A 19,807-nucleotide genomic window follows, 5' to 3' on the forward strand; every position below is an offset into this window, starting at 1 on the left:
ACAGCACTACGACGAGTGAACGATCAGACAGCAGTTCGTCTCACCGCGCTGTCCTTTGGGCCGGACAAAGGCCACTGTCAACAAGAAAGGGACATGCGAAATGCGAACCTACAAGGGTCTGGGCCAGCGGGAGCTCGTGAGAGGTGACGAGGTTCGGCAGGGCTGCCTCAGGGATCGGGCCCGCGACAGCGGCCGACACGGACAACACGGCCAGGCAGCCCAGGGCCAGAGGGACAGAGCCTGTGTGAAATGCGGCCAGCAACCCGACGACCGGCGCGATCGCACCCAGGTCGCATGCGATCCGCAGGCGTTGCCGGTCGAATCGGTCAGTGAGCGGGCCGATCAACGGCAGTAGCAGAACCCCCGGGAGTGAGTTGACGGCGAACAGCAGTGCCGTCCAGCCCGGTGAGCCCGTGCGGTGGTAGACGAAACTGCTCAGGGCGACGAAGGTGAACCAGTCACCTGTCAGGCTGAGCGCGGAAGCAGAGAAAAGGCGTCGGAATTCGGCATTGTCACGCAGTAGCGCGACCGGACTTCCGTGAGAGCGGCGGAGTGCGAATAACACCCGGTGACTCCAGCGGTGATGGCGTCCCAAACAATGACCGGGACGAACGACGGAGATGACGTCGTGTGTGCTCCAGGGCTTGAGTGGCCGTGGAACAACCGCTGATCAGTCACAGAGGCGATACATGGCAGGCATGTTATTACTGGCGCCTCCGCTTACGTCCGGAGGCTGCGAGAACTGCACCTGCCGGCGAGCATGATCTCTGGTGGCACGTCTGACGAGCTCGTTGTGAACCGTCCCGCTATCCGGCTCATCAGTCCCTCGAACGCCTCCTGCCGGCGGGCAGGGTCTACGCTGTGACCTGCGGCCACAGCGTGATCGTTTGTCTTCACACACCGATGATCAACGGGTGGCCGCACCCGTCTCCACAACGCGTCGGGGTCGCGCAGCGTCCGCCCGCCGTCCTGTGTCAGGAGGACATGTGCAACGTGGCGAAGTCTGGTGGGCGGAGTTCGACGAGCGGCGGCCGGTCGTGCTGCTGTCAGGAGACGACGCGTCCGGGATCCAGGTGATGCAGGTCGTCGCTCGGGCGGGTGTCGACATCACCGGTCTGGGCGTCGAAGTGGCAGTAGGCGCCGTGGAAGGACTGCCCTTTGAAGGCGTGCTTCGGTTCGCGTTCCCGCGTCCGGGCTTTACCCCTTGCACGTGGCTGACCACCGTGTCCCGGGACGACCTGATCGAGCGGGCGGGCGCCCTGTCCTCCGCGAAACTCAGCGAGATTGAGAACGCCCTCCATCTCGATGAGCAGGCGAAGGTGTGGACCCCGGCGACGACCGCGAAGCTCAGCGAGATAAGGAACGCCCTCCGCCTCGGTGGACTCGGGTAGGCGGAGAAGGAAACGGACGCCCGCGACGGCGTGGTCGGTCTCGTCCAGATGATCGACGCTGCCGGCTGCCTCCTCAGCACCCCTCACGATCGAGATCACGAAGTACTGAGCCGTTTCCAAGCCGGCCGTTCTGGTGGCGAGTTGGACATTCCTGCGCAACGACGAAGCTCCTGGTAGACGGGTTCTCGACCAAGATCACCCGTGTGCGCCAGGAGCTTCACGTGCTTGTCCACCCGTCCTCGATTGATCTGTCCAGCCGCACTTTGCGGTTCCTGACGGGACAACTGACCGTGCGTCGTAAGGAGATCGGGACGCGGTGGCGACGTCTCTGCGCTGCACGTCAGGCTCTGCTCGCCCTGGCTTATCTGCGGTGCGGTGACACCTACGCCCAGCTCGCCGCCGGGTTCGGTATCGGGATCGCGACCGTCTACCGCCACATACGTGAAGCCGTCGAGGTCCTGTCCACCCTCGCCCCGTTCCTGGCCGAGGCGGTGAGGGCGATCCGAGCGAAGGCGTTCGTCATCCTCGACGGCACCCTGCTGCCGATCGACCGCGTCGCCGCCGACACTCCCTACTGTTGAGTCGGCACGGAGCGCGGTGCCGGTGTTGCCACCGGTCCGTTTCTCCGTGCCGCTCGCCGAACCCGGCGTGCGGCTCTCACCGCACCGGGCTCTCCACGGTCTCTGCCGTTCAAGCGTGGTTGAGTGTCCAGGGGTTGACTCGAACGGGCTTCGGGCCGGTGGAACCGGGGCGGCGACGGTGGCGTCGATGCCAGCTTTGGCCATGGGGCTGCGATGACGGCCGGTTGACCTGGCCTGCGGGAGGGAGGCGGCGGAACGGACCTCGACGGATCGCCCGCCAGTGCCCGGCGGCGTCCGACGTCGACGCCGTGTTCAGTCCCCGGGCACGTGGCGGGCTGATCTGTCTGTGCCGTACGCGCGCTTCAGATGGAGATGACGATCTTGCCGCGTGTGCGGCCACGCTCGGCGTGCGCGTGGGCGTCGGCGATCTTCTCCAGGGGGTAGCTCTCTTCGATGCGGGGTGTGTAGCGGCCTTGCCGACCCAGTTCGGCCGCCGCGGACAGGAGGGTCGAGTCGTTCTCCGCGTTGACCACATGCGTGCCCAGGCGCTCCCCGCGCGCGTGGTCGGCGACCGTCGCGACGCGCGTCGGGTCGCCCGTGATCGCGACGAGGTCGTCCAGGGATCCGGAAGCCGCGGTGTCGAGGACGATGTCGACGCCGTGCGACGCCAGCACGGAGAGGCGCTGTGCGAGGCCCGGGCCGTACGTTGTGGGCGTGGCGCCGAGCGAGGTGAGCAACTCGTGGTTGCGTTCGCTCGCTGTCCCGATCACGGTGGCACCCTGCGCCACAGCGATCTCGACAGCGGCACTGCCCACCCCTCCGGCCGCGCCCTCGATGAGCAGGGTGCACCCTGCCAGAGAGCCGAGCGCGTTCAGCCCGCCCATCGCGGTCACCGCAGCGAGACCGGCTCCCGCGGCCTGCTCGTCGCGCCACTCGGCGGGGACGGCGGCCCAGGCCGAGAGAACGGCCAGCTCGGCAGTAGCGCCGGTGACACCACCCAGTCCGAAGACGCGGTCACCGATGCTCACTCCCTGTACGCCGTCACCGATCTCGTCGACCACGCCGGCGGCATCCCGCCCGGGAATGGCAGGCAACTCCACTGGAAGGAACCGGTGCAGGGCGCCGGCGCGCAGCTTCCAGTCGATGGGATTGACGCTGGCCGCCGCGACCCGGACACGGATCTCGCCAGGTCCGGGATGAGGGTCGGGCGCCTGCTCGATCACCAGGTTGTCCACGCCGCCGTACTCGTGGAAGCGAGCTGCACGCATAATGTCCTGCCTTACCTTTTTGGTCCGAAGTGACGCATTCCTTCGGTGTCCGCTACTCTAAAACCTGACATTGACGTGAGGTGCAAGTCGGCAAGCCGGAATTCCCCGGCCGGAGGAGGGCAGATGCGGATCGGTGAGGTCGCCGAGCGAGCGGGGGTGAGTGTGAGAGCCCTGCGCTACTACGAGGAACAGCATCTGCTCCCCGCCGACCGCAGCGCCGGTGGCCAGCGGCACTACCCCGAATCCGCCGTCGCCCGCGTCAGGCTGATCCAGCAGCTGTACGCCGCGGGCCTGACAAGCACCACAGTCCGCGACGTACTGCCGTGCGTGGACGCGGGCGAGGTGCCCCCTGGCCTGCTGGACCGGCTGACGGCCGAACGCGCACTCGTCGACCAGCGGATCACCGACCTGCTGACCGTGCGCAACCGGCTCGACGACGTCATCGGTGTCGCGCGGAACCCAGACTCTGACTGTGCGCACGAACAGTGACCTGAGCCAACGCGCGAACCTGACGTCACGCTCAAGGGCTTGTTGACCGCGCTGCTGCAGCTGACCGGTCACGTACACACCGTCTCACTGCTGTCGGACCTGACAGCCCTACAAGAGGCTCCAGGTGAAGGCCGGATCGCCGGGGACGGTGCCCGACTTCTCGAAGAGATCATGGGCCGCGCGCGGTGCGGGTGGGCTGGGGCCATGCGTGGTGCTCGGCCCGTTCGAGCCGGTAGTTGGACATCTTGTGCTTCACGACGCGGGGCTGGCTGCGGAGCCGTCTGGCGGGCAGGAGCCTTGCCAGTAGGTTCTCTTGGAGGATCTGCAGTGCTCTCACCGGAAGCTCAAGGGGAAAACCGCCCGGAGCGGGGGTCACGCTGCGCCGGGCGGAGCGCAGAGTTTCGGTGAACGAGATGCGGTCGGGGTCGAGTTCACGGGTGGCAGAGATTCAGGTTCTCACCATGAGTTCGCGCAGTGCGTGGTGGACCAGGAGGTGAGCTCAGACCTGCTGGAGGACGCCGTCGGGGGTCTTGCTGCTGAGGGCGACCTTCGCGCCGCACTGGCAGGTCTTGAGCTCGGCGAAGACGGCTTCGATCTCCCAGCGCTCACAGTGGAGAGCGGCCAGCTGCCCGGCAGGATCCGTCGTGCAGGAGTGTGTGCACGGGCAGGACGCGGTTGGCCGGCACTCGCCACAGCAGGTCGGCGCCGGTGGCGGGAAAGGCCCGCCACAGCGGGACGCCCAGGAACTCGCGGTCGGCCGTAACCAGCTGGCCTGCACTGCAGGAGCGGGGCGGGCGGCCCACGAGAGTCACCTCACCGATGCGGCAGCCCGCGCGAGTTCCGCATCCAGCACCGCGTGAGTACTCACTTCCACCAGGACTGACATCAGGACTGCCATCCGCACCTGGACGAAGGCACTGCGAACCGTTCCATGACCGTTGCCGGGACGGCCGAAAGCCACCTGGTCGGCTTCGGTATCGGCGACGTTCCAGCAGGCCGCGTCGACGGCCAGCACCCGCAGACCCCGCCACAACGCACCCGGTGTCGCCTCGGTCGCCACGGGTTTCGCAGTCGCCGCGAACAGCACGTGCAGCAGCTCGGACCGCAGCCTCTGGCGGGTTCTGGACAGCTAGGACTTCGCCGGAACGTGCCACTCACCCAGCGGTCCCAGCCCTCGCAGACCCGCCACCAGGTGCCGCATGACCTCCAGACACGGAGCGGGCGAGAACAGTGCCGACCCCAACACGAAGTACACCACCAACCGCGCGGGAAGCAGACGCCCACGTTGCTCCGCACGTCCGTACGCGGCCACCACCCGGTCCACCAATCCTGGCGGATACACCCAGGTCAACAGGCCCAGACCCGATAAGTCAGACGCACTCGCATCATCCGTACCACCCCCGGCACCAGCTCCCAACCAGCCTACGACCACGACAAAAGCAACGGCATTGGCTCTAGAGCTCATTGGCTCTAGAACTCATTGGCCCTGGAGCTCATTGGCCCGGGCGGCGATCTGGGCGGCTTCGCGCAGCTCCGCTTCCCGGATGGCCGAGGCCGCGGCGTCCGTAGCTCGACCCGGACGATGTCTTCGGCGCCCAGGCCGTAGACGGTGCCCGGCGACGTAGCGACGAGCAGCTGGGACCGGTGGCCGCCTTGTCCGGTATGGACGACCGCAGCTGCCGCATCGTGGTCTGCGTGAACATGCTCGCCTTGACTGCTGTCAGCCCTGGTCCGTGCCTCCTTGGCGTAGAGCCCGCAGGGTTGTGCCCCGGCGGTGGCGGACCAGTTTCCGCAAAGTGCTGGTGTTGCGGTAGCCGACACGGTCAGCGATGGCGTCAGGGCTCAGGGATGTGGTGCGCAGCAGGAATGTCGCCTCGTCGAGGCGGATTTCCTGGACGAAGTCCAGAGGTGACATGCCGATCACCGACTGGGTGGTGCGCTGCAGTGTCCGTTCACTTATGCCCAGAGCCTGGGCAGCTGTCCTGAGTGAAGGTGAGTCGGACATGTGATTGCGTGCCCAGCGCTCGAACGCGGCTACCACAGGATCGGCTTGGGCCAGCAGGGTCGGAGCGGCGAAGGCGGCTTGCGAGGGACGGTCCCCGATCAGGAGATATCGGGCAACCGTATCGGCCAGGGTTGGGCTGTGGCGGTGCACTACGGACAACGCAAGGTCGATGTGCGCAAAGGCCGCGCCAGCTGTGGTGACGGGGCCGTCGTGGACCAGGGTTCGCGAGTCGTCCAGGTGCACCTTCGGGTAGCGGGCGCGGAAGGCCGGCCCCGCCCACCAACTGGTGGTGGCGCGTCTCCCGTCAAGAACTCCGGACTCCGCCAAGAAGAAGCTGCCGGTACACGCGGCTGCGAGTTCGGCCCCGGTCGCGTGTGCCTCGCGTGCGAGCGCCGGAACCCACGCGTTGGCGTCCGACCGCACACTCGCGATGATCCGGTCGACGCTTTCGAGCCCGACCGCAGGCAGCAGCAACAGGTCTGGGCTGTCGGCCAGTTGGGCAACGGGCCGGGTTGTCAGGAGCAGTCCGTTGCCCGTGCGGACCTGAGAACCGACACTCACCGTGGTCACGGCGAACGGGACGGAGGCCGACCCCTGTTCCCTCACCAGCATGTTGGCCGCTCTGAGCACATCAAGGACTGCGCAGAGTCCGGAGTCGAAAATTCCGTCCACAACAGCAACAGCAATTCGCATGACGGAAACAGTACTGAAGGAGTCGCTTCCGCCACTTCAGGGCGGATCACGGTCCCCGTACCTTCATCGGTAAGCGGTGCGGAACGATCACTTATCCCTGCACCGTCCACCATGAACCAAGCCCTCCGGACGAGATGTCCGGGCAGAACGAAGGACGACGACATGACGCTCAAGCTGGGTGTGCTGGCACTGCTGAAGGCCAAGCCGGGCAGTGAGAACGAGCTCGCGGCATTCCTGGAGAGCGGGGGCAAGATCGTGGCCGACGAACCCGCTACCCGCACCTGGTACGCATTCCAGGTCGACGACAGCACCTTCGGGATCTTCGACACCTTCGAGGATGAGGCCGGCCGACAGGAACACCTGAACGGGAAGATCCCCGCTGCCCTCGGCGAGATCGGCGACTCCCTGCTCGCCGACGCCCCCGATATCCGTCTGACCGACATCCTCGCCGTGAAGGACGGCTCCTACTGAGGTTTTCGGGGTGGGGCCGGTGGTGCGAGGGTCGAACCGGTGGCGGTGAGGCAGCCGTCGACCAGGTGGGGTCGGAGCCGGATCCTGCGTAAGTGCCTGATGCTGTCGGGGATCTTGTTCCCGATGGGCGGCAACGGGGCAGGTGGTACCTGGAGCCCTGGTCGTATCCGAGATCCCCGACAGCATCGGGCACCGAAGGTCCGCGGCGCGCTCGGGCGGGCAGTCCTTGAGCACCAGGACGACCAGCGGGGCGCCCTCCGCGCTCGGGCGATCGGCCAGGTGCGCGGCGAGCAGACGAGCGTGCAGGTGCGGGTCGGCCTGGCCGATCCGGGCCCATGTCCGCAGCCGTTCCGTGAGCGGGAGTCCGGCGGCGGCATCCGCGGTCGCGAGGATGAGGATCGGCCCTGCAGAGACGTACCGCACCCGCATGCCTCTCCAACAGCCGGGAAAACAGCGGGGACTCAAGGGTTCCACGGTCTGTCCGGCCGGCAGGCGCCGGGGCGGGCCGTGATCAGCTCTCGATACGGGGGCAGAGCCGGTCGCAGTGGTAGAACACAGACGTGATGACACGTGGGGCAGCGGCCACGGCCACTGCGAGATCCGCCGGATCGAGGTCGCCACCGGTCAGTGGCTTGCTCTTCCCCGGCGCCTGCCAGGCGGTCCGGATCAAGCGCCACCGCACCGACCGCGAGACCGGCAAGGTCACCGTCGCCACCGTCTGTGCGGTCACCGGTCGGCATGAGCTGCCCGGTGTGGAGGGTACGTACAGCGGGGTGACGATCGCGATGGAAGAGCGAATCGTTGGATATCTCCATGGGGTATCTCCAGGGAGTCTGGGAGAAGGAGGTGGTGGGAGCCGGGCTGTGGACACCCGCATTTCCCCTGCCTCTCCCAGACGAACCGGCGAAACCCGCTCCGCCGCTGTTCAGCGGCCTTCCCACCCTGGAGTGCTAGTGATTGTCGTCTGGATCAACGGGGCGTTCGGTGCGGGGAAGACCACCACCGCACGGGAACTGATCGACCTGATCCCGAACAGCACACTCTTCGACCCGGAACTCATCGGTGCCGGGCTGGCGCGCCTGCTGCCCGCCAAACGTCTCGCCGAGGTCAACGACTTCCAGGACCTGCCGATCTGGCGGCGACTCGTGGTGGACACCGCGGCCGCGATGCTCTCCGAGCTCGGCGGCGTGCTCGTGGTTCCCATGACGCTGCTCCGGCAGGACTACCGCGACGAGATCTTCGGCGGCCTCGCGTCCCGCAGGATCGCGGTACGCCATGTGCTCCTCGCCCCGGCGGAAACGATCCTGCGCGAGCGAATAGCCGCCCGGGAGGTCCCGCCGGACCTCCCCGACGGCGAGATACGGGTGCGCCAGTGGGCGTACGACCAGATCGAGCCCTACCACGCCGCCCTTGCCGGCTGGCTCGCCACGGACACCCACACCGTCGACAACGGCACGCTGACCCCGTACGAGACCGCCGTACGCGTCGCCGAGGCCGTGAACGGCGGATCCGTGCCGGTCTGCGACATCGTGCAGACCCCCGAACCCACCGCGGAGACCGTGGCGGCGGGGGTGCTCCTCTTCGACGAGCAGGACAGGGTCCTGCTCGTCGACCCGACGTACAAGGCCGGCTGGGAGTTCCCCGGCGGCGTCGTCGAGTCCGGCGAGGCACCCGCGCGCGCGGGTATCCGCGAGGTGGCCGAGGAGACCGGCATCCACCTCACCGACGACCCCCACCTGCTGGTCGTCGACTGGGAACCGCCGGTGCCCCCCGGCTACGGCGGTCTGCGCCTCCTCTACGACGGCGGCCGGCTCGACGGCGGCTCCGCCCGCGGCATGCTGCTGCCGGGCCCCGAACTGCGCGGCTGGCGCTTCGTCACGGAGGAGGAGGCCGCCACGCTCCTGCCGCCCGTCCGCTACGAACGCCTGCGCTGGGCGCTGCGCGCGCGGGAACGGGGGGCGGCGCTGTACCTGGAGGCGGGGGTGCCGAGAGGCTAGCCGTACCGCCGGCCGGCCTCTCGGCTCGTCTTCCGGCTCGTCTTCCGGACGGCGGCACGCCGCATGCCGGAAGACGTCGGGCACGCCCGGACGAAGGGCGGGCCCGACGACCGGGCTCAGCCGGCGGCGTACTTCGTGAGGAAGAGCGCCTCGGCGACAGCCAGCCGCTCCAGCTCCTCGGGCGACACGCTCTCGTTCACGGCATGGATCTGCGCCTCCGGCTCACTGAGCCCTATCAGCAGGATCTCCGCCTGCGGGTACAGCGACGCAAGGGTGTTGCACAGCGGAATGGACCCGCCCTGCCCCGCGTACTGCATCTCCGCCCCGTCGTACGCGGCACTCATCGCCTCCGCCATCGCCGCGTACGCGGGACTCGTGGTGTCGGCACGGAACGCCTGGCCCTGCCCCGTCTGCTCGATGCTCACCCGCGCCCCCCACGGGGTGTGGGCCTCCAGGTGGGCCTCCAGCAGCTTGGTGGCCTCGACGGCGTCCACGCCCGGCGGCACCCGCAGGCTGACCAGCGCGCGGGCGCCCGCCTGCACGGACGGGGTGGCGCCGACGACCGGCGGGCAGTCGATGCCGAGCACGGTCACGGCGGGCCGCGCCCAGATGCGGTCGGCGACCGTCCCGGAACCGATCAGCCCGACCCCGTCGAGCACCTTGGCGTCCTTGCGGAACTGCGCCTCGTCGTACTGCAGGCCCTCCCACCGCGACGTGCCCGTCAGCCCGTCGACCGTCGTCGACCCGTCCTCGGCGCGCAGGGAGTCCAGTACGCGGATCAGCGCGCCCAGCGCGTCGGGCGCCGCGCCGCCGAACTGCCCGGAGTGCAGGTTGCCTTCGAGGGTGTCGACCTGGACACGGAGCAGCGTCATGCCGCGCAGCGCGGTGGTGACCGTCGGCACACCGACCCGGAAGTTGCCGGCGTCCCCGATGACGATCGTGTCGGCGTCGAGCAGCTCCGGGTGCTCCTCGGCGTACCGCTCGAGGCCGCCCGTGCCCTGCTCCTCCGACCCCTCGGCGATCACCTTGACGCCGACCGGCACGCCGCCGTTCGCCTTCAGGGCGCGCAGCGCCAGCAGATGCATGACCAGGCCGCCCTTGCAGTCGGCTGCCCCGCGCCCGTACCAACGGCCGTCCCGCTCGGTCAGTTCGAACGGCGGCGTCCGCCAGCCGGCCTCGTCGAGGGGCGGCTGCACGTCGTAGTGCGCGTACAGCAGGACGGTCTTCGAGCCCTCGGGGCCGGGCAGGTGGCCGTACACCGACTGCGTCCCGTCCGGGGTGTCGAGCAGGGCGACGTCTTCGAAACCCTCGGCGCGCAGCGCATCGGCGACCCAGTTCGCGGCGCCCTCGCTCTCGCTGCGCGGGAACTGCTCGAAGTCCGCCACCGACTTGAAGGCCACCAGCTCGGTGAGCTCCGCCTTCGCCCTGGGCATGAGGGAGGCGACGGTCTCGGCGACCGGATTCGACGGCATGGGCACGCTCCTCGTGGGTGCGACGTTGTGCGTACGGGTGGGTGCGGATGCGCGCGTACGGATGTGCGCCGCATACGCTGCCGATCCTCCCACAGCGGTCTTCGCCGGACGCCGCCGTAGGATGCGTGGAGCAGGTGCGGCAGGCGGCTGGATCGGAGCAGCAGACCATCGTGAGCAGCGAGAACTCTTCGGACGACGGACAGGACGACGGGCAGCGGGTGTGGGACGTCGTCGTGGTCGGGGCGGGGCCGGCGGGCGCCTCGGCGGCCTATGCGGCAGCGGTCGCGGGACGGCGCGTCCTGTTGCTGGAGAAAGCGGAACTGCCCCGCTACAAAACGTGCGGCGGCGGCATCATCGGACCGACCCGTGACGCACTGCCGCCCGGATTCGAACTGCCCTTCCGGGACCGGATCCACGCGGTCACGTTCTCGCTGGAGGGGAAGTTCGCGCGGACCCGGCGCTCCAAGCAGATGCTCTTCGGGCTCATCAACCGGTCCGAGTTCGACCAGCAGCTCGTCGAGCACGCGCAGAAGGCGGGCGCCGAGCTGCGTACGGGGGCCACGGTCTCGCGGGTCGAGCAGCACGGCTCGGCGGTCCCCGACCGGCGCTCGGTCGCCGTCGTCCTCCAGGACGGCGAGACGCTGCTGGCGCGGACGGTGGTCGGCGCGGACGGCAGCGCCAGCCGGATAGGGGCACATGTCGGGGTGAAGCTCGACCAGGTCGACCTCGGCCTGGAAGCGGAGATCCCGGTGCCGGAGACCGTCGCGGAGGACTGGAAGGGCCGGGTCCTCATCGACTGGGGTCCTCTTCCGGGCAGTTACGGCTGGGTGTTCCCCAAGGGCGACATCCTCACCGTGGGGGTGATCTCGGCCCGGGGCGAAGGCGCCGCCACCAAGCGGTACCTGGAGGACTTCATCGCCCGGCTCGGCCTCGCCGGCTTCGAGCCCAGCGTCTCGTCCGGGCACCTCACGCGCTGCCGCGCCGACGACTCGCCGCTGTCGCGGGGGCGGGTGCTGGTGTGCGGGGACGCGGCGGGACTCCTGGAACCGTGGACCCGCGAGGGCATCTCCTTCGCGTTGCGCTCGGGGCGGCTCGCGGGGGAGTGGGCGGTGCGGATAGCGGAGGCCCACGACGCGGTGGACACCCGGCGGCAGGCGCTGAACTACGCCTTCGCGATCAAGGCCGGGCTGGGCGTGGAGATGAGCATCGGCAAGCGGATGCTCGCGATCTTCGAGCGCCGGCCCGGGGTGTTCCATGCGGCGCTCACCGGCTTCCGGCCGGCGTGGAAGGCGTTCGCGGGCATCACCCGCGGGTCCACCTCGCTGGGCGAGATGGTGCGGTCGCACCCGATGGCGGAGCGCGCGCTGACGAGGCTCGACCGCTGACGGACGGCCTCCGGCGGCCGGCGGTCGACGGCTGAACGTGGGTGGTGGGCCCGGCCCTGGGCGGGCGAGAGGCGGCCCGGGACCGGTACCGGCGGACCTGGGAAACTCCAGGCGGTCAGGCGGTCAGGCGGTCAGGCGGTCAGGCGGTCGGGCGGGCGGCCGACGACCCGGCGTCGGCGGACCTGCCTCCGGCGGACCTGCCGCCGGAGGCAGGCGTCGCTCCTGACGGTGGCCCCGGTCCGCGCGCGTACTCCGCCGGGAGTACGCGTGATCACTTCGCCCGGCCGACGCTCCCGACCGGCCCCGGCGTCTAGCGTGGCGGGCATGGAAGAGCGGCGCCCACACCGGTGGGACGGACCCCCGTGGTGGAATCACCGTGCCGAGGAGGAAGAGGGCGCCGGGCACCCGCGCCCGCCCTGGCGTTCGACGCTGATGCTCACCGCCTTCGTGCTCCTCGGCAGCGGCTTCGCCGCCCGGGGACAGCCCGAGCGGGAGCGGCTCGACGCCCTCGCGTACGCCCTGCTCGCCGGGGGCGCGCTCCTGCTGCTGTGGCGGCGCCGGTGGCCGCGGCCCGTGCTCTGCGCCACCGCGGCCTCGGCACTCGTCTACTTCGGCGCCGGATACCCGTACGGACCGATCTTCCTCACGGTCGCCCTCGCCTGCTTCGGCGCGGTCGTCGCCGGGTACCGCCGCACGGCCTGGACCGTGCTCGGCGCCCTGTGGGCGGTCCACCTCCTGGCCGGGCACTGGCTCCACCCGTGGCTGCCGCCCGCGGGTGACCCGGCCGCCGCGTGGGGCGAGGAGGTCGCGACGGCCGCCTGGGTGGTGGCGGTCCTCGCGGTCTCCGAACTCGCCCGCGTCCGCCGCGAGCAGGGGGACCGCGACCGGGCGGAACGCCGGAGGGCGGCCGGGCGGCGCGCCGACGAGGAACGACTGCGCATCGCCCGCGAACTGCACGACGTCCTGGCGCACAGCATCTCGGTCATCAACGTCCAGGCGGGCGTCGGTCTCGCGCTGCTCGACTCCGACCCGGAGCAGGCGCGCAGCGCGCTCAGCACCATCAAGGCCGCGAGCAAGGAGGCGCTGGGGGAGGTGCGCCAGGTGCTCGACACGCTCCGCACGCCCGGTGACGCGCCGCGCGCGCCGGCACCCGGCCTCGACCGCCTCCCCGAACTCGTCGAACAGGCCGCGGGTGCCGGCCTGAGCGTCGCCGTCGAGCGCCGGGGCGGTGGCGGGGACCTGTCGCCGGGGACCGACCTCGCCGCGTTCCGCATCGTCCAGGAGGCGCTGACCAACGTCGTACGGCATTCCGGTTCGCGGCACGCGCGCGTGCGGGTGGACCGCACGCGCGCCGCGCTGCGGCTCCGTGTCGACGACGACGGCCCCGCGACCGGTGCGGAAGCGGGCGGCAGCGGCAACGGGCTGGCCGGGATGCGGGAGCGGGCCGCGGCCCTGGGTGGCACGATCGAGGCCGGACCGCGCGACGACGGAGGCTTCCGGGTCCTGGCCGTACTGCCGCTGCGGACCGCACCGGGGGCGCGGAAGCCCTCCGCCCTCGCGAAGCCCGAGAACCGCTCGAAGCCCGAGAAGGAGGACCGGTGATCCGCGTACTGCTCGCCGACGACCAGTCACTGGTCCGCGCCGGCTTCAAGGCGCTCCTCGACGCCCAGCCGGACATCGAGGTCGCCGGTGAGGCCGCGGACGGGGCGCAAGCCCTGCGAGGGGTACGCGAACTGCGCCCCGACGTCGTCCTGATGGACATCCGCATGCCGGTACTGGACGGCCTCGCGGCCACCCGCCGTATCACCGAGGACGCGGACCTGCGGGAGGTGAAGGTCGTCATGCTCACCACCTTCGAACTCGACGAGTACGTCTTCGAGGCGATCCGCGCCGGCGCGTCCGGCTTCCTCGTCAAGGACACCGAACCGGACGAACTCCTGCGCGCCGTCAGGGCGGTCGTCGAGGGTGACGCGCTGCTCTCGCCGGGGGTGACGCGTCGCCTCATCGCCGAGTTCGCGGCCCGCTCGAAGGAGCCGACGGCGGCCGGCGCGCCGGCCGGGCTCACCGAGCGGGAGCGGGAGGTGATGGCGCTGGTCGGCATCGGACTGTCGAACGACGAGATCGCGCGGCGGCTGGTGGTCAGCCCCCTCACGGCCAAGACCCACGTCAGCCGCACGATGGTGAAACTCGGTGCCCGGGACCGGGCCCAACTGGTGGTGCTGGCCTACGAGTCGGGGCTGGTGCGACCGGGCTGGCTGGGCTGATCCCCTTGCCGGAAGCGAAGCAGCACCGAGATCACCCGTACGAAGAAGAGGACGGCGGCAAGCGCGGTCCCGGCGGCGGGCAGGATCTTCTCCAGGGCCCGCGGCAGGTCGAAGAGCAGCGCGGGACCGGCGAGGACCCCGAACACCACGGCCGCGGCGAACACGGCGCTGGCCACCGCGTACCCGATCTCCACGGTGAACGCGTCCCGTTGGGACTGCGTCCGGCGCCCCTGGGTGCGTTCCATACGCGGAGTGTCACAGCTGTGCGCCCGGCGGGGCAAGGCAGCCCGCCGGGCGCAGGATTCGCCGGAGCCGGGATCAGTCGCGTACCGTCACGTGTCCGTCGGCCGCCGTCACCGTCGCCGTCGCCGTGATGTGTCCGTCGGCTGTCACCGCCTGTCCGTCGGTCTCCCGCGGTCGCTCCGGCGCCGGGACGGGGTCGGACTTGGCGACCAGGACCGTCGTCTGCTGCGGCGTACGCCGCCGGCGCAGTCCGGTGGCGGTGATCAGCAGGCCCGCCAGAGCGACCGCGGTCACCACGAGCAGACCGGGCCGGTAGCTGTCGAGGACGGCCTGCGGCGAGGAGTCGTCGGCGGAGCCCGCCGTCACGACGGCCGTCACGACCGCCAGGAAGATCGCCCCGCCCACCTGCACCGAGGTGTTGAGCAGACCCGAGACCATGCCCTGCTCGTGGTCGTCGACGCCGTCGGTGGCCTGGATGTTGAGCGAGGGGAAGACCAGCGCGCAGGCCGCGCCGATGAGCAGCATCGACGGCAGGATCACCGCCGCGTACACCGGTTCGAGGTCGACGCGCAGGAACAGCGCGTAGCCCACCACCATCAGGGCGAAGCCCAGCACGATGAGGCGCGGTGTCCCGAACCGGTCGACGATCGCGCCCATCTTCGTCGCCGAGAGCGCCACGAGCGCGCCCGCGGGCAGGAAGGCGAGGGCGGTGTGCAGGGCCGACCAGCCCAGCAGCGACTGCATGTACAGCGTGACGAGGAACTGGAAGCCGACGTACGAGCCGAAGAACATCATGGCGCCGAGCTGGGCCCGGACCTGGTTGCCGGAGCGCAGCACGCCGAGCCGGATCAGCGGGCTCGCGCTGCGCCGCTCGACGCGGACGAAGACGGTGAGCAGGACCGCGACCGCGAGGAACGACAGCAGCGTACGGGCCGAGGTCCAGCCCGCCTCGGACGCCTGGACGACGGTGAAGACGAGCAGCAGCATGGAGCCGGTACCGATGACGGCGCCCGGGATGTCGTAGCCGCGGTGGGTCCGGTCGCGCTCGCTGCGCGGGATGAGCTTCAGGCCGAGGACCAGGGCGACGACCGCGATGGGCGCGGGCAGCAGCATGGTCAGCCGCCAACTGGCCTCCGTGAGCAGCCCCGACAGGACGAGACCCATCGAGAAGCCGGTGGCGGCGCAGGTGGTGTAGATCGAGAGGGCGCGGTTGCGCAGCGGGCCCTGGGGGAACGTCGTGGTGATGATCGACAGGCCGGCGGGGGCGGTGAACGCGGCGCTCAGCCCCTTGATGAACCGGCTCGCGATCAGCAGCGGTCCGGAGTCGACGAGTCCGCCGAGCAGCGAGGCGAGGGCGAACACGCCGAGCGCCACCAGGAAGACCTGACGGCGGCCCAGCAGGTCGGCGGTGCGGCCGCCGAGGAGCAACAGGCCGCCGTAGCCGAGTATGTAGCCGCTGACGATCCACTGCAGGGTCGAGGTGGAGAGGTCGAGTTCGGAGCCGATGGACGGCAGGGCGACGCCGACCATCGACACGTCCAGCGCGTCCAGGAACATCGCGGCGCACAGCACCAGGAGGGTGCCCCACAGGCGGGGCGTCCAGCGTCCCTGGGGCGCGGGGGCGGTGAGCGGAGAGGTCATGCGGCACACAGTACATGCGCATGCATTAATTGCAAGCGCATTTAATTCCGCTGCAATAATCGCCGGTGCCCTGCTGAAGTGCGGCCATGACGGCGGCGGAGAGGGCCGAACGGGGGCTCGTGGAACAGTGGCGCGAGATCCTCGCGGTGCACGCGCGGACCCTGTGCGAACCGGACCGCGCCCTGCACCGGCACGGCCTGTGCGCGAGCGACTTCGAGGTCCTCGACGTGCTGGCCGCGGGCGCGGGCGTGTCCGTGGACGGCGGGCCGGCGTACCGCGTGCAGGAGATCGCCGAGCGGGTGCGTCTGAGCCGGAGCGCGCTGTCCCGGCTGATCGCCCGCCTCGCCGGGGACGGCCTCGTGGAGCGCTGTCCGTGCCCCGAGGACCGGCGGGGCGTACGCGTGTCGCTCACGGCGAAGGGGCGCGACCTGCACGGCCGGGTGCTGCCGCTCCGGCGGGCGGTGCTGGAGCGGATGCCGGCGGACGGTCCGCGGGACCGGGGGACGCCTGCGGGCCCGCAGGACTGAGGGGTCCCGCGGGCCCTCCGGGGCCGTACCCCGGCCGCCGGTCCGCAGGCCGCGCCCGGCCGGCGGCTCAGCCCCCGGCGTTGTCGTCCGTGTTCTTGTCCGTGCTCTCGTCCGTGGTCTCGTCGAAGCTCGCGAAGTACGCGGCGGCCATGTCCTCGTCGCCGTGGCCCTGGGCGGCGGCGCGGGCGAAGCGTTCGGCGCTCGCGGCCGCGACGTCGAGGCGGACCCCGTGCCGCTCGCCGGCCTCGACGATCAGCCGGGCGTCCTTGGCGGCGGTCGTCACGGCGAAGGACGCCGGCGACAGCCGCCCCTCCAGGATGAGGGCGCCCTTGGCGTGCAGGTAGCCCATGTCGAGCGGCCCGCCGGCGATGGTGTCGAAGAAGCTCTGCGGATCCACCCCCAGCGCCTTGGCCAGGGCGAGGGTCTCACCGGTCGCGTTGGTGGCCGCGACGACCCAGCTGTTGGCCACGAGCTTGAGGCGGGTGGCGCTCGCCGCCGCTCCGTCCTCGCCGGTCCACACCGTGCGGGCGCCGACCGCGTCGAAGACCGGCGTCACGGCGTCGCGGCCCTCGCTCGGACCGGCGGCCAGGACGGTCAACTGCCCCGCCTCGGCCGGCTGCCGGGTGCCGAGCACGGGCGCGTCGTAGAAGACCAGGCCCTTCTCGCGGGCGAAGGCGGCCAGCTCGCCGACGGACTCGATGCCCGCGGTCGTCGACTGCGCCCACGGGGTGCCGGCGCGCAGGGCGGGCGCGGCCTGCCGCATCACGTCCAGCACGGCCGGGCCGTCGTACAGCATGGTCAGGACGGCATCGGCGCCCTCGACGGCCTCGGCGGGCGTACCGGCGACGTGCACGCCGTCGGCGGCGAGCGGTTCGGCCTTGTCGCGGCTGCGGTTCCAGGCCCGGACGGTGTGCCCGGCGGCGGCGAGGTTACGGGCCATCGCGGCGCCCATGATCCCGGTGCCCAGGACACTGACAGTGAGCTTGTCGGTCATGACATCAACTTCCTGATCCGTTCGGTGCGGTGGATTCCACTGCGCGGTGGACACCACTGTGCCGTGCGCGGCGGCGTGACGGCGGCACGGGGGGCAGGCGCGGTCCCGGGTGTCGCGCTCGCCCACCCGGCCCGCCGGCCCGCCGGGCGGCCGTCGTCGGCCGGTGTCAGCCGTCAGCCGTCGGCCCGGGTCACCCCTCGCGTCCCGTACCCGATGACCGCCGCCACCGCCGCGAGCGCGGCCATGCTGGTCAGGGCGGCGGGCAGCGAGAACCGGTCCGCCATGAACCCGATGGCGGGCGGCCCGAGGAGCATGCCGCCGTACCCGAGGGTGGAGGCGGTGGCGACGCCGCCGGGGCCCGCCAGCGCGCCGGCGCGTTCGATGGCCACGGGGAACAGGTTCGCGAGTCCGAGCCCGGCGACGGCGAAACCGAGCAGGGCGGCCCACACGGAGGGGGAGAGCGCGCCGAGCAGCATCCCGGCCGAGGCCATGGCGCCGCCGGCGACGACGGTCCGGCTCGGCCCGAGCCGCTCCAGGAGCCCGGTCCCGGTGAGCCGGCCGACCGTCATGGCGAGCGCGAAAGAGGTGTAGCCCGCCGCGGCGACGCCCGGGTGGGCGCCCAGGTCCTGTTCCAGGTGCAGCGCGCCCCAGTCGGCCAGGGCGCCTTCGCCGTACGCCGTGCAGAGGGCGATCAGGCCGAAGACGACGACCAGCCGGCGGGTCCGTGCGTCCGGTCGGCGAGGAGGCCGCTCCCCGGCCGGCGCACGCTCGCCGACCGGCGCACGCTCCCCGGCCGGCATGCGCGTCCCGGGCCTCCCGGCGTCGGGCGGTACCGGGGGCGCGCAGCGCAGCAGGACGCGTCCCGCGCCGGCGGTCACCAGCAGCCCGATCACCGTCAGGCCCAGCAGGTGCCGCGTGGGGGACAGGGACCCCGCGACCAGTCCGCCGAGCCCCGCGCCGACCATGCCGCCCAGGCTGAAGGCGGCGTGGAAACTCGGCATGATCGGACGCCGCAGCACGGCCACCAGGTCGACGGCGGCACTGTTGAAGGCGACGTTGATCCCGCCGTAGGCCGCGCCGAAGACCAGCAGCACGGCACCGAGGGCGGAGGCGGAGTGGGTGAGCGGGGGCAGCGCGATGCCGAGCGAGAGCAGGACGCCGCAGACGACGGTCACGGGGTGGCTGCCGTAGCGGCGGCACAGGTGCCCGGTGAGCATCATCGTGATCACGGCTCCGGCGGACACGCCGAGCAGCGCGAGACCCAGCGCGCCGACGGAGGCGCCGGTCTGCTCCTTGATGGCGGGGATGCGGACGACCCAGCCCGCGAAGACGAAGCCGTCGAGGGCGAAGAAGACGGTGAGGGCGGTACGGAGCCTGGCGAGGTCACTGCTGTCGTGGCCCGGCACGGCGTTGTGCTTGCGGGCTTTGTTTATCGGCGGCACAAAATGAGGCTAGGTCGTGCCGGCGGTGTTGCCAAGAAAAGTTCAACTCCCGCTCATGGTTTACCAACGTGCGCCCATGATTGAGCAACCACAAGCGAGGAATGACCAGTTGGACATACGTTCCCCTCCGTGATCTCTGACCCGACATCCCCCATGGCCGCCCGCGCGGAGCGGACGGCATCGGCCGCCGAGGCCTTTGGCGAGACTCCTCCCGCCCGGCGTTCCCTTCTGCGCTCCGCGCTCACGGGCGCCGCGGTCCTCGGTGCGGGCCTGGCCGTCGGCGCCGGCCCCGCGACGGCGGCGCCCGCCGTGGCGCCCGCGCGCAGGCGGCCCGCCACCGCCGAGGAGGCGCTGCGGGAACTGGCGGCGGGCAACCGCCGCTGGCGCACCTTCCACGAGCGGCACCCGGACGAATCACCCGCCGTGCGGCGGGAATTGACGACCGGTCAGCACCCGTTCGCGCTCGTGCTCGGCTGCATCGACTCCCGGGTACCGCCGGAGCTGGTCTTCGACCAGGGCCTCGGTGACCTGATGACGATACGCAGCGCCGGCCAGGTCCTCGACGAGGCGGTGCTCGGCAGCCTCGCGTACGGCGTGCTCGAACTCGGCATCCCCCTGCTCATGGTGCTCGGCCACCAGTCGTGCGGAGCGGTGAGGGCCACGGTCGAGGCGGACGAGTCGGGCGCACGGCTGCCGAACCACATCCAGTACCTGGCGGACCGGATCAGCCCGGCCATCGACCGCACCGAGGAGGGCGACGCGCGCGTCGACGCCACGGTCGACGCCAACATCAGGCTGATCCGCGCCCAGCTCGCGGCGGAGCCGGACCTCGCCGCGAAGGTGGACTCGGGCGCGCTGGCCATCGTGGGCGCCCGCTACGAGCTGACCACGCAGCGGGTGCACCGGATCGGCTGAACCGTGAGGGCGGGGGAGACGACCACGGC

The 19,807-nt window shown here is 71.0% G+C and carries 19 protein-coding genes and 1 pseudogene; 10 read left to right on the plus strand and 10 right to left on the minus strand.

The window, feature by feature from the left end:
* Positions 1-40: 40 nt before the first annotated feature.
* Complete coding sequence (locus QFZ75_RS41270; protein WP_373465987.1) at positions 41-565, minus strand: MFS transporter; 525 nt, start codon at positions 563-565, stop codon at positions 41-43.
* Positions 566-986: 421 nt separating this feature from the next.
* Here QFZ75_RS41270 and QFZ75_RS35105 point away from each other — a divergent pair, with 421 nt between their 5' ends.
* Together QFZ75_RS35105 and QFZ75_RS35110 are read left to right on the plus strand one after the other, a co-directional pair.
* Positions 987-1,391, plus strand: coding sequence for a type II toxin-antitoxin system PemK/MazF family toxin (locus QFZ75_RS35105; protein ID WP_307543439.1), 405 nt, complete (start codon positions 987-989; stop codon positions 1,389-1,391).
* Between the two features lie 221 nt (positions 1,392-1,612).
* Positions 1,613-1,966, plus strand: a pseudogene (locus QFZ75_RS35110) (transposase family protein); the annotation flags it as partial.
* Between the two features lie 368 nt (positions 1,967-2,334).
* Here the strand turns inward: QFZ75_RS35110 and QFZ75_RS35115 are convergent.
* The gene (locus tag QFZ75_RS35115) at positions 2,335-3,240 is read right to left on the minus strand and encodes an NADP-dependent oxidoreductase (protein ID WP_307543441.1); all 906 of its coding nucleotides are present in this window, start codon (positions 3,238-3,240) and stop codon (positions 2,335-2,337) included.
* Positions 3,241-3,363: 123 nt separating this feature from the next.
* On the opposite strand from QFZ75_RS35115, the gene QFZ75_RS35120 reads away from it, so the two are divergent.
* Complete coding sequence (locus tag QFZ75_RS35120) at positions 3,364-3,729, plus strand: MerR family transcriptional regulator (RefSeq protein ID WP_307543443.1); 366 nt, start codon at positions 3,364-3,366, stop codon at positions 3,727-3,729.
* 808 nt (positions 3,730-4,537) lie between these two features.
* Here the strand turns inward: QFZ75_RS35120 and QFZ75_RS35125 are convergent.
* The 3 genes from QFZ75_RS35125 to QFZ75_RS35135 all read right to left on the minus strand — a co-directional run bounded on the left by QFZ75_RS35125 (position 4,538) and on the right by QFZ75_RS35135 (position 6,427).
* A complete protein-coding gene (locus tag QFZ75_RS35125; RefSeq protein ID WP_307543444.1) occupies positions 4,538-4,816 on the minus strand; it encodes a hypothetical protein in 279 nt (92 codons plus the stop codon).
* Positions 4,817-4,858: 42 nt separating this feature from the next.
* Positions 4,859-5,194 carry a transposase domain-containing protein gene (locus QFZ75_RS35130; protein WP_307543446.1) on the minus strand — a complete coding sequence of 112 codons (336 nt, stop codon included), beginning with the start codon at positions 5,192-5,194 and terminating at the stop codon, positions 4,859-4,861.
* 255 nt (positions 5,195-5,449) lie between these two features.
* Positions 5,450-6,427 (minus strand): GlxA family transcriptional regulator, encoded by a 978-nt coding sequence (locus tag QFZ75_RS35135; protein WP_307543448.1) that lies wholly within the window; start codon positions 6,425-6,427, stop codon positions 5,450-5,452.
* A 162-nt stretch (positions 6,428-6,589) separates the two neighbouring features.
* On the opposite strand from QFZ75_RS35135, the gene QFZ75_RS35140 reads away from it, so the two are divergent.
* Both QFZ75_RS35140 and QFZ75_RS35145 read left to right on the plus strand, forming a co-directional pair.
* Complete coding sequence (locus tag QFZ75_RS35140) at positions 6,590-6,898, plus strand: putative quinol monooxygenase (protein ID WP_307543449.1); 309 nt, start codon at positions 6,590-6,592, stop codon at positions 6,896-6,898.
* 953 nt (positions 6,899-7,851) lie between these two features.
* Complete coding sequence (locus QFZ75_RS35145; protein WP_307543450.1) at positions 7,852-8,895, plus strand: NUDIX hydrolase; 1,044 nt, start codon at positions 7,852-7,854, stop codon at positions 8,893-8,895.
* A 116-nt stretch (positions 8,896-9,011) separates the two neighbouring features.
* Here the strand turns inward: QFZ75_RS35145 and QFZ75_RS35150 are convergent, their stop codons facing one another.
* The gene (locus QFZ75_RS35150; protein ID WP_307543451.1) at positions 9,012-10,367 is read right to left on the minus strand and encodes a dipeptidase; all 1,356 of its coding nucleotides are present in this window, start codon (positions 10,365-10,367) and stop codon (positions 9,012-9,014) included.
* 170 nt (positions 10,368-10,537) lie between these two features.
* On the opposite strand from QFZ75_RS35150, the gene QFZ75_RS35155 reads away from it, so the two are divergent.
* From QFZ75_RS35155 to QFZ75_RS35165, 3 genes are all read left to right on the plus strand, one after another.
* Complete coding sequence (locus tag QFZ75_RS35155; RefSeq protein ID WP_307543453.1) at positions 10,538-11,752, plus strand: geranylgeranyl reductase family protein; 1,215 nt, start codon at positions 10,538-10,540, stop codon at positions 11,750-11,752.
* Positions 11,753-12,076: 324 nt separating this feature from the next.
* Positions 12,077-13,354, plus strand: coding sequence for a sensor histidine kinase (locus tag QFZ75_RS35160; RefSeq protein ID WP_307543455.1), 1,278 nt, complete (start codon positions 12,077-12,079; stop codon positions 13,352-13,354).
* Complete coding sequence (locus QFZ75_RS35165; RefSeq protein WP_307543457.1) at positions 13,351-14,016, plus strand: response regulator transcription factor; 666 nt, start codon at positions 13,351-13,353, stop codon at positions 14,014-14,016. The genes QFZ75_RS35160 and QFZ75_RS35165 overlap by 4 nt, the downstream gene beginning before the upstream one ends.
* Here QFZ75_RS35165 and QFZ75_RS35170 read toward each other — a convergent pair.
* Positions 13,977-14,261, minus strand: a complete 285-nt coding sequence (locus QFZ75_RS35170) for a DUF6332 family protein (RefSeq protein ID WP_307543459.1) — start codon at positions 14,259-14,261, stop codon at positions 13,977-13,979. The two genes, QFZ75_RS35165 and QFZ75_RS35170, sit on opposite strands and share 40 nt — an antisense overlap.
* A 73-nt stretch (positions 14,262-14,334) precedes the next feature.
* Entirely contained in the window at positions 14,335-15,900 is a 1,566-nt protein-coding gene (locus QFZ75_RS35175; RefSeq protein WP_307543461.1) for an MFS transporter, read from the minus strand.
* Positions 15,901-15,986: 86 nt separating this feature from the next.
* On the opposite strand from QFZ75_RS35175, the gene QFZ75_RS35180 reads away from it, so the two are divergent.
* Positions 15,987-16,427, plus strand: coding sequence for a MarR family winged helix-turn-helix transcriptional regulator (locus QFZ75_RS35180; RefSeq protein WP_307543462.1), 441 nt, complete (start codon positions 15,987-15,989; stop codon positions 16,425-16,427).
* Between the two features lie 67 nt (positions 16,428-16,494).
* Here QFZ75_RS35180 and QFZ75_RS35185 read toward each other — a convergent pair whose 3' ends face one another.
* Both QFZ75_RS35185 and QFZ75_RS35190 read right to left on the minus strand, forming a co-directional pair.
* Entirely contained in the window at positions 16,495-17,547 is a 1,053-nt protein-coding gene (locus QFZ75_RS35185; RefSeq protein WP_307543463.1) for an NAD(P)-dependent oxidoreductase, read from the minus strand.
* Positions 17,548-17,594: 47 nt separating this feature from the next.
* On the minus strand, positions 17,595-18,863 hold the full coding sequence (locus QFZ75_RS35190; protein ID WP_373465988.1) for an MFS transporter: 1,269 nt from the start codon (positions 18,861-18,863) through the stop codon (positions 17,595-17,597).
* Positions 18,864-19,016: 153 nt separating this feature from the next.
* On the opposite strand from QFZ75_RS35190, the gene QFZ75_RS35195 reads away from it, so the two are divergent.
* Complete coding sequence (locus QFZ75_RS35195) at positions 19,017-19,778, plus strand: carbonic anhydrase (protein ID WP_307545002.1); 762 nt, start codon at positions 19,017-19,019, stop codon at positions 19,776-19,778.
* The last annotated feature ends 29 nt before the right edge of the window (positions 19,779-19,807 follow it).

It is taken from the genome of Streptomyces sp. V3I8, from assembly GCF_030817535.1.
GTDB lineage: Bacteria > Actinomycetota > Actinomycetes > Streptomycetales > Streptomycetaceae > Streptomyces.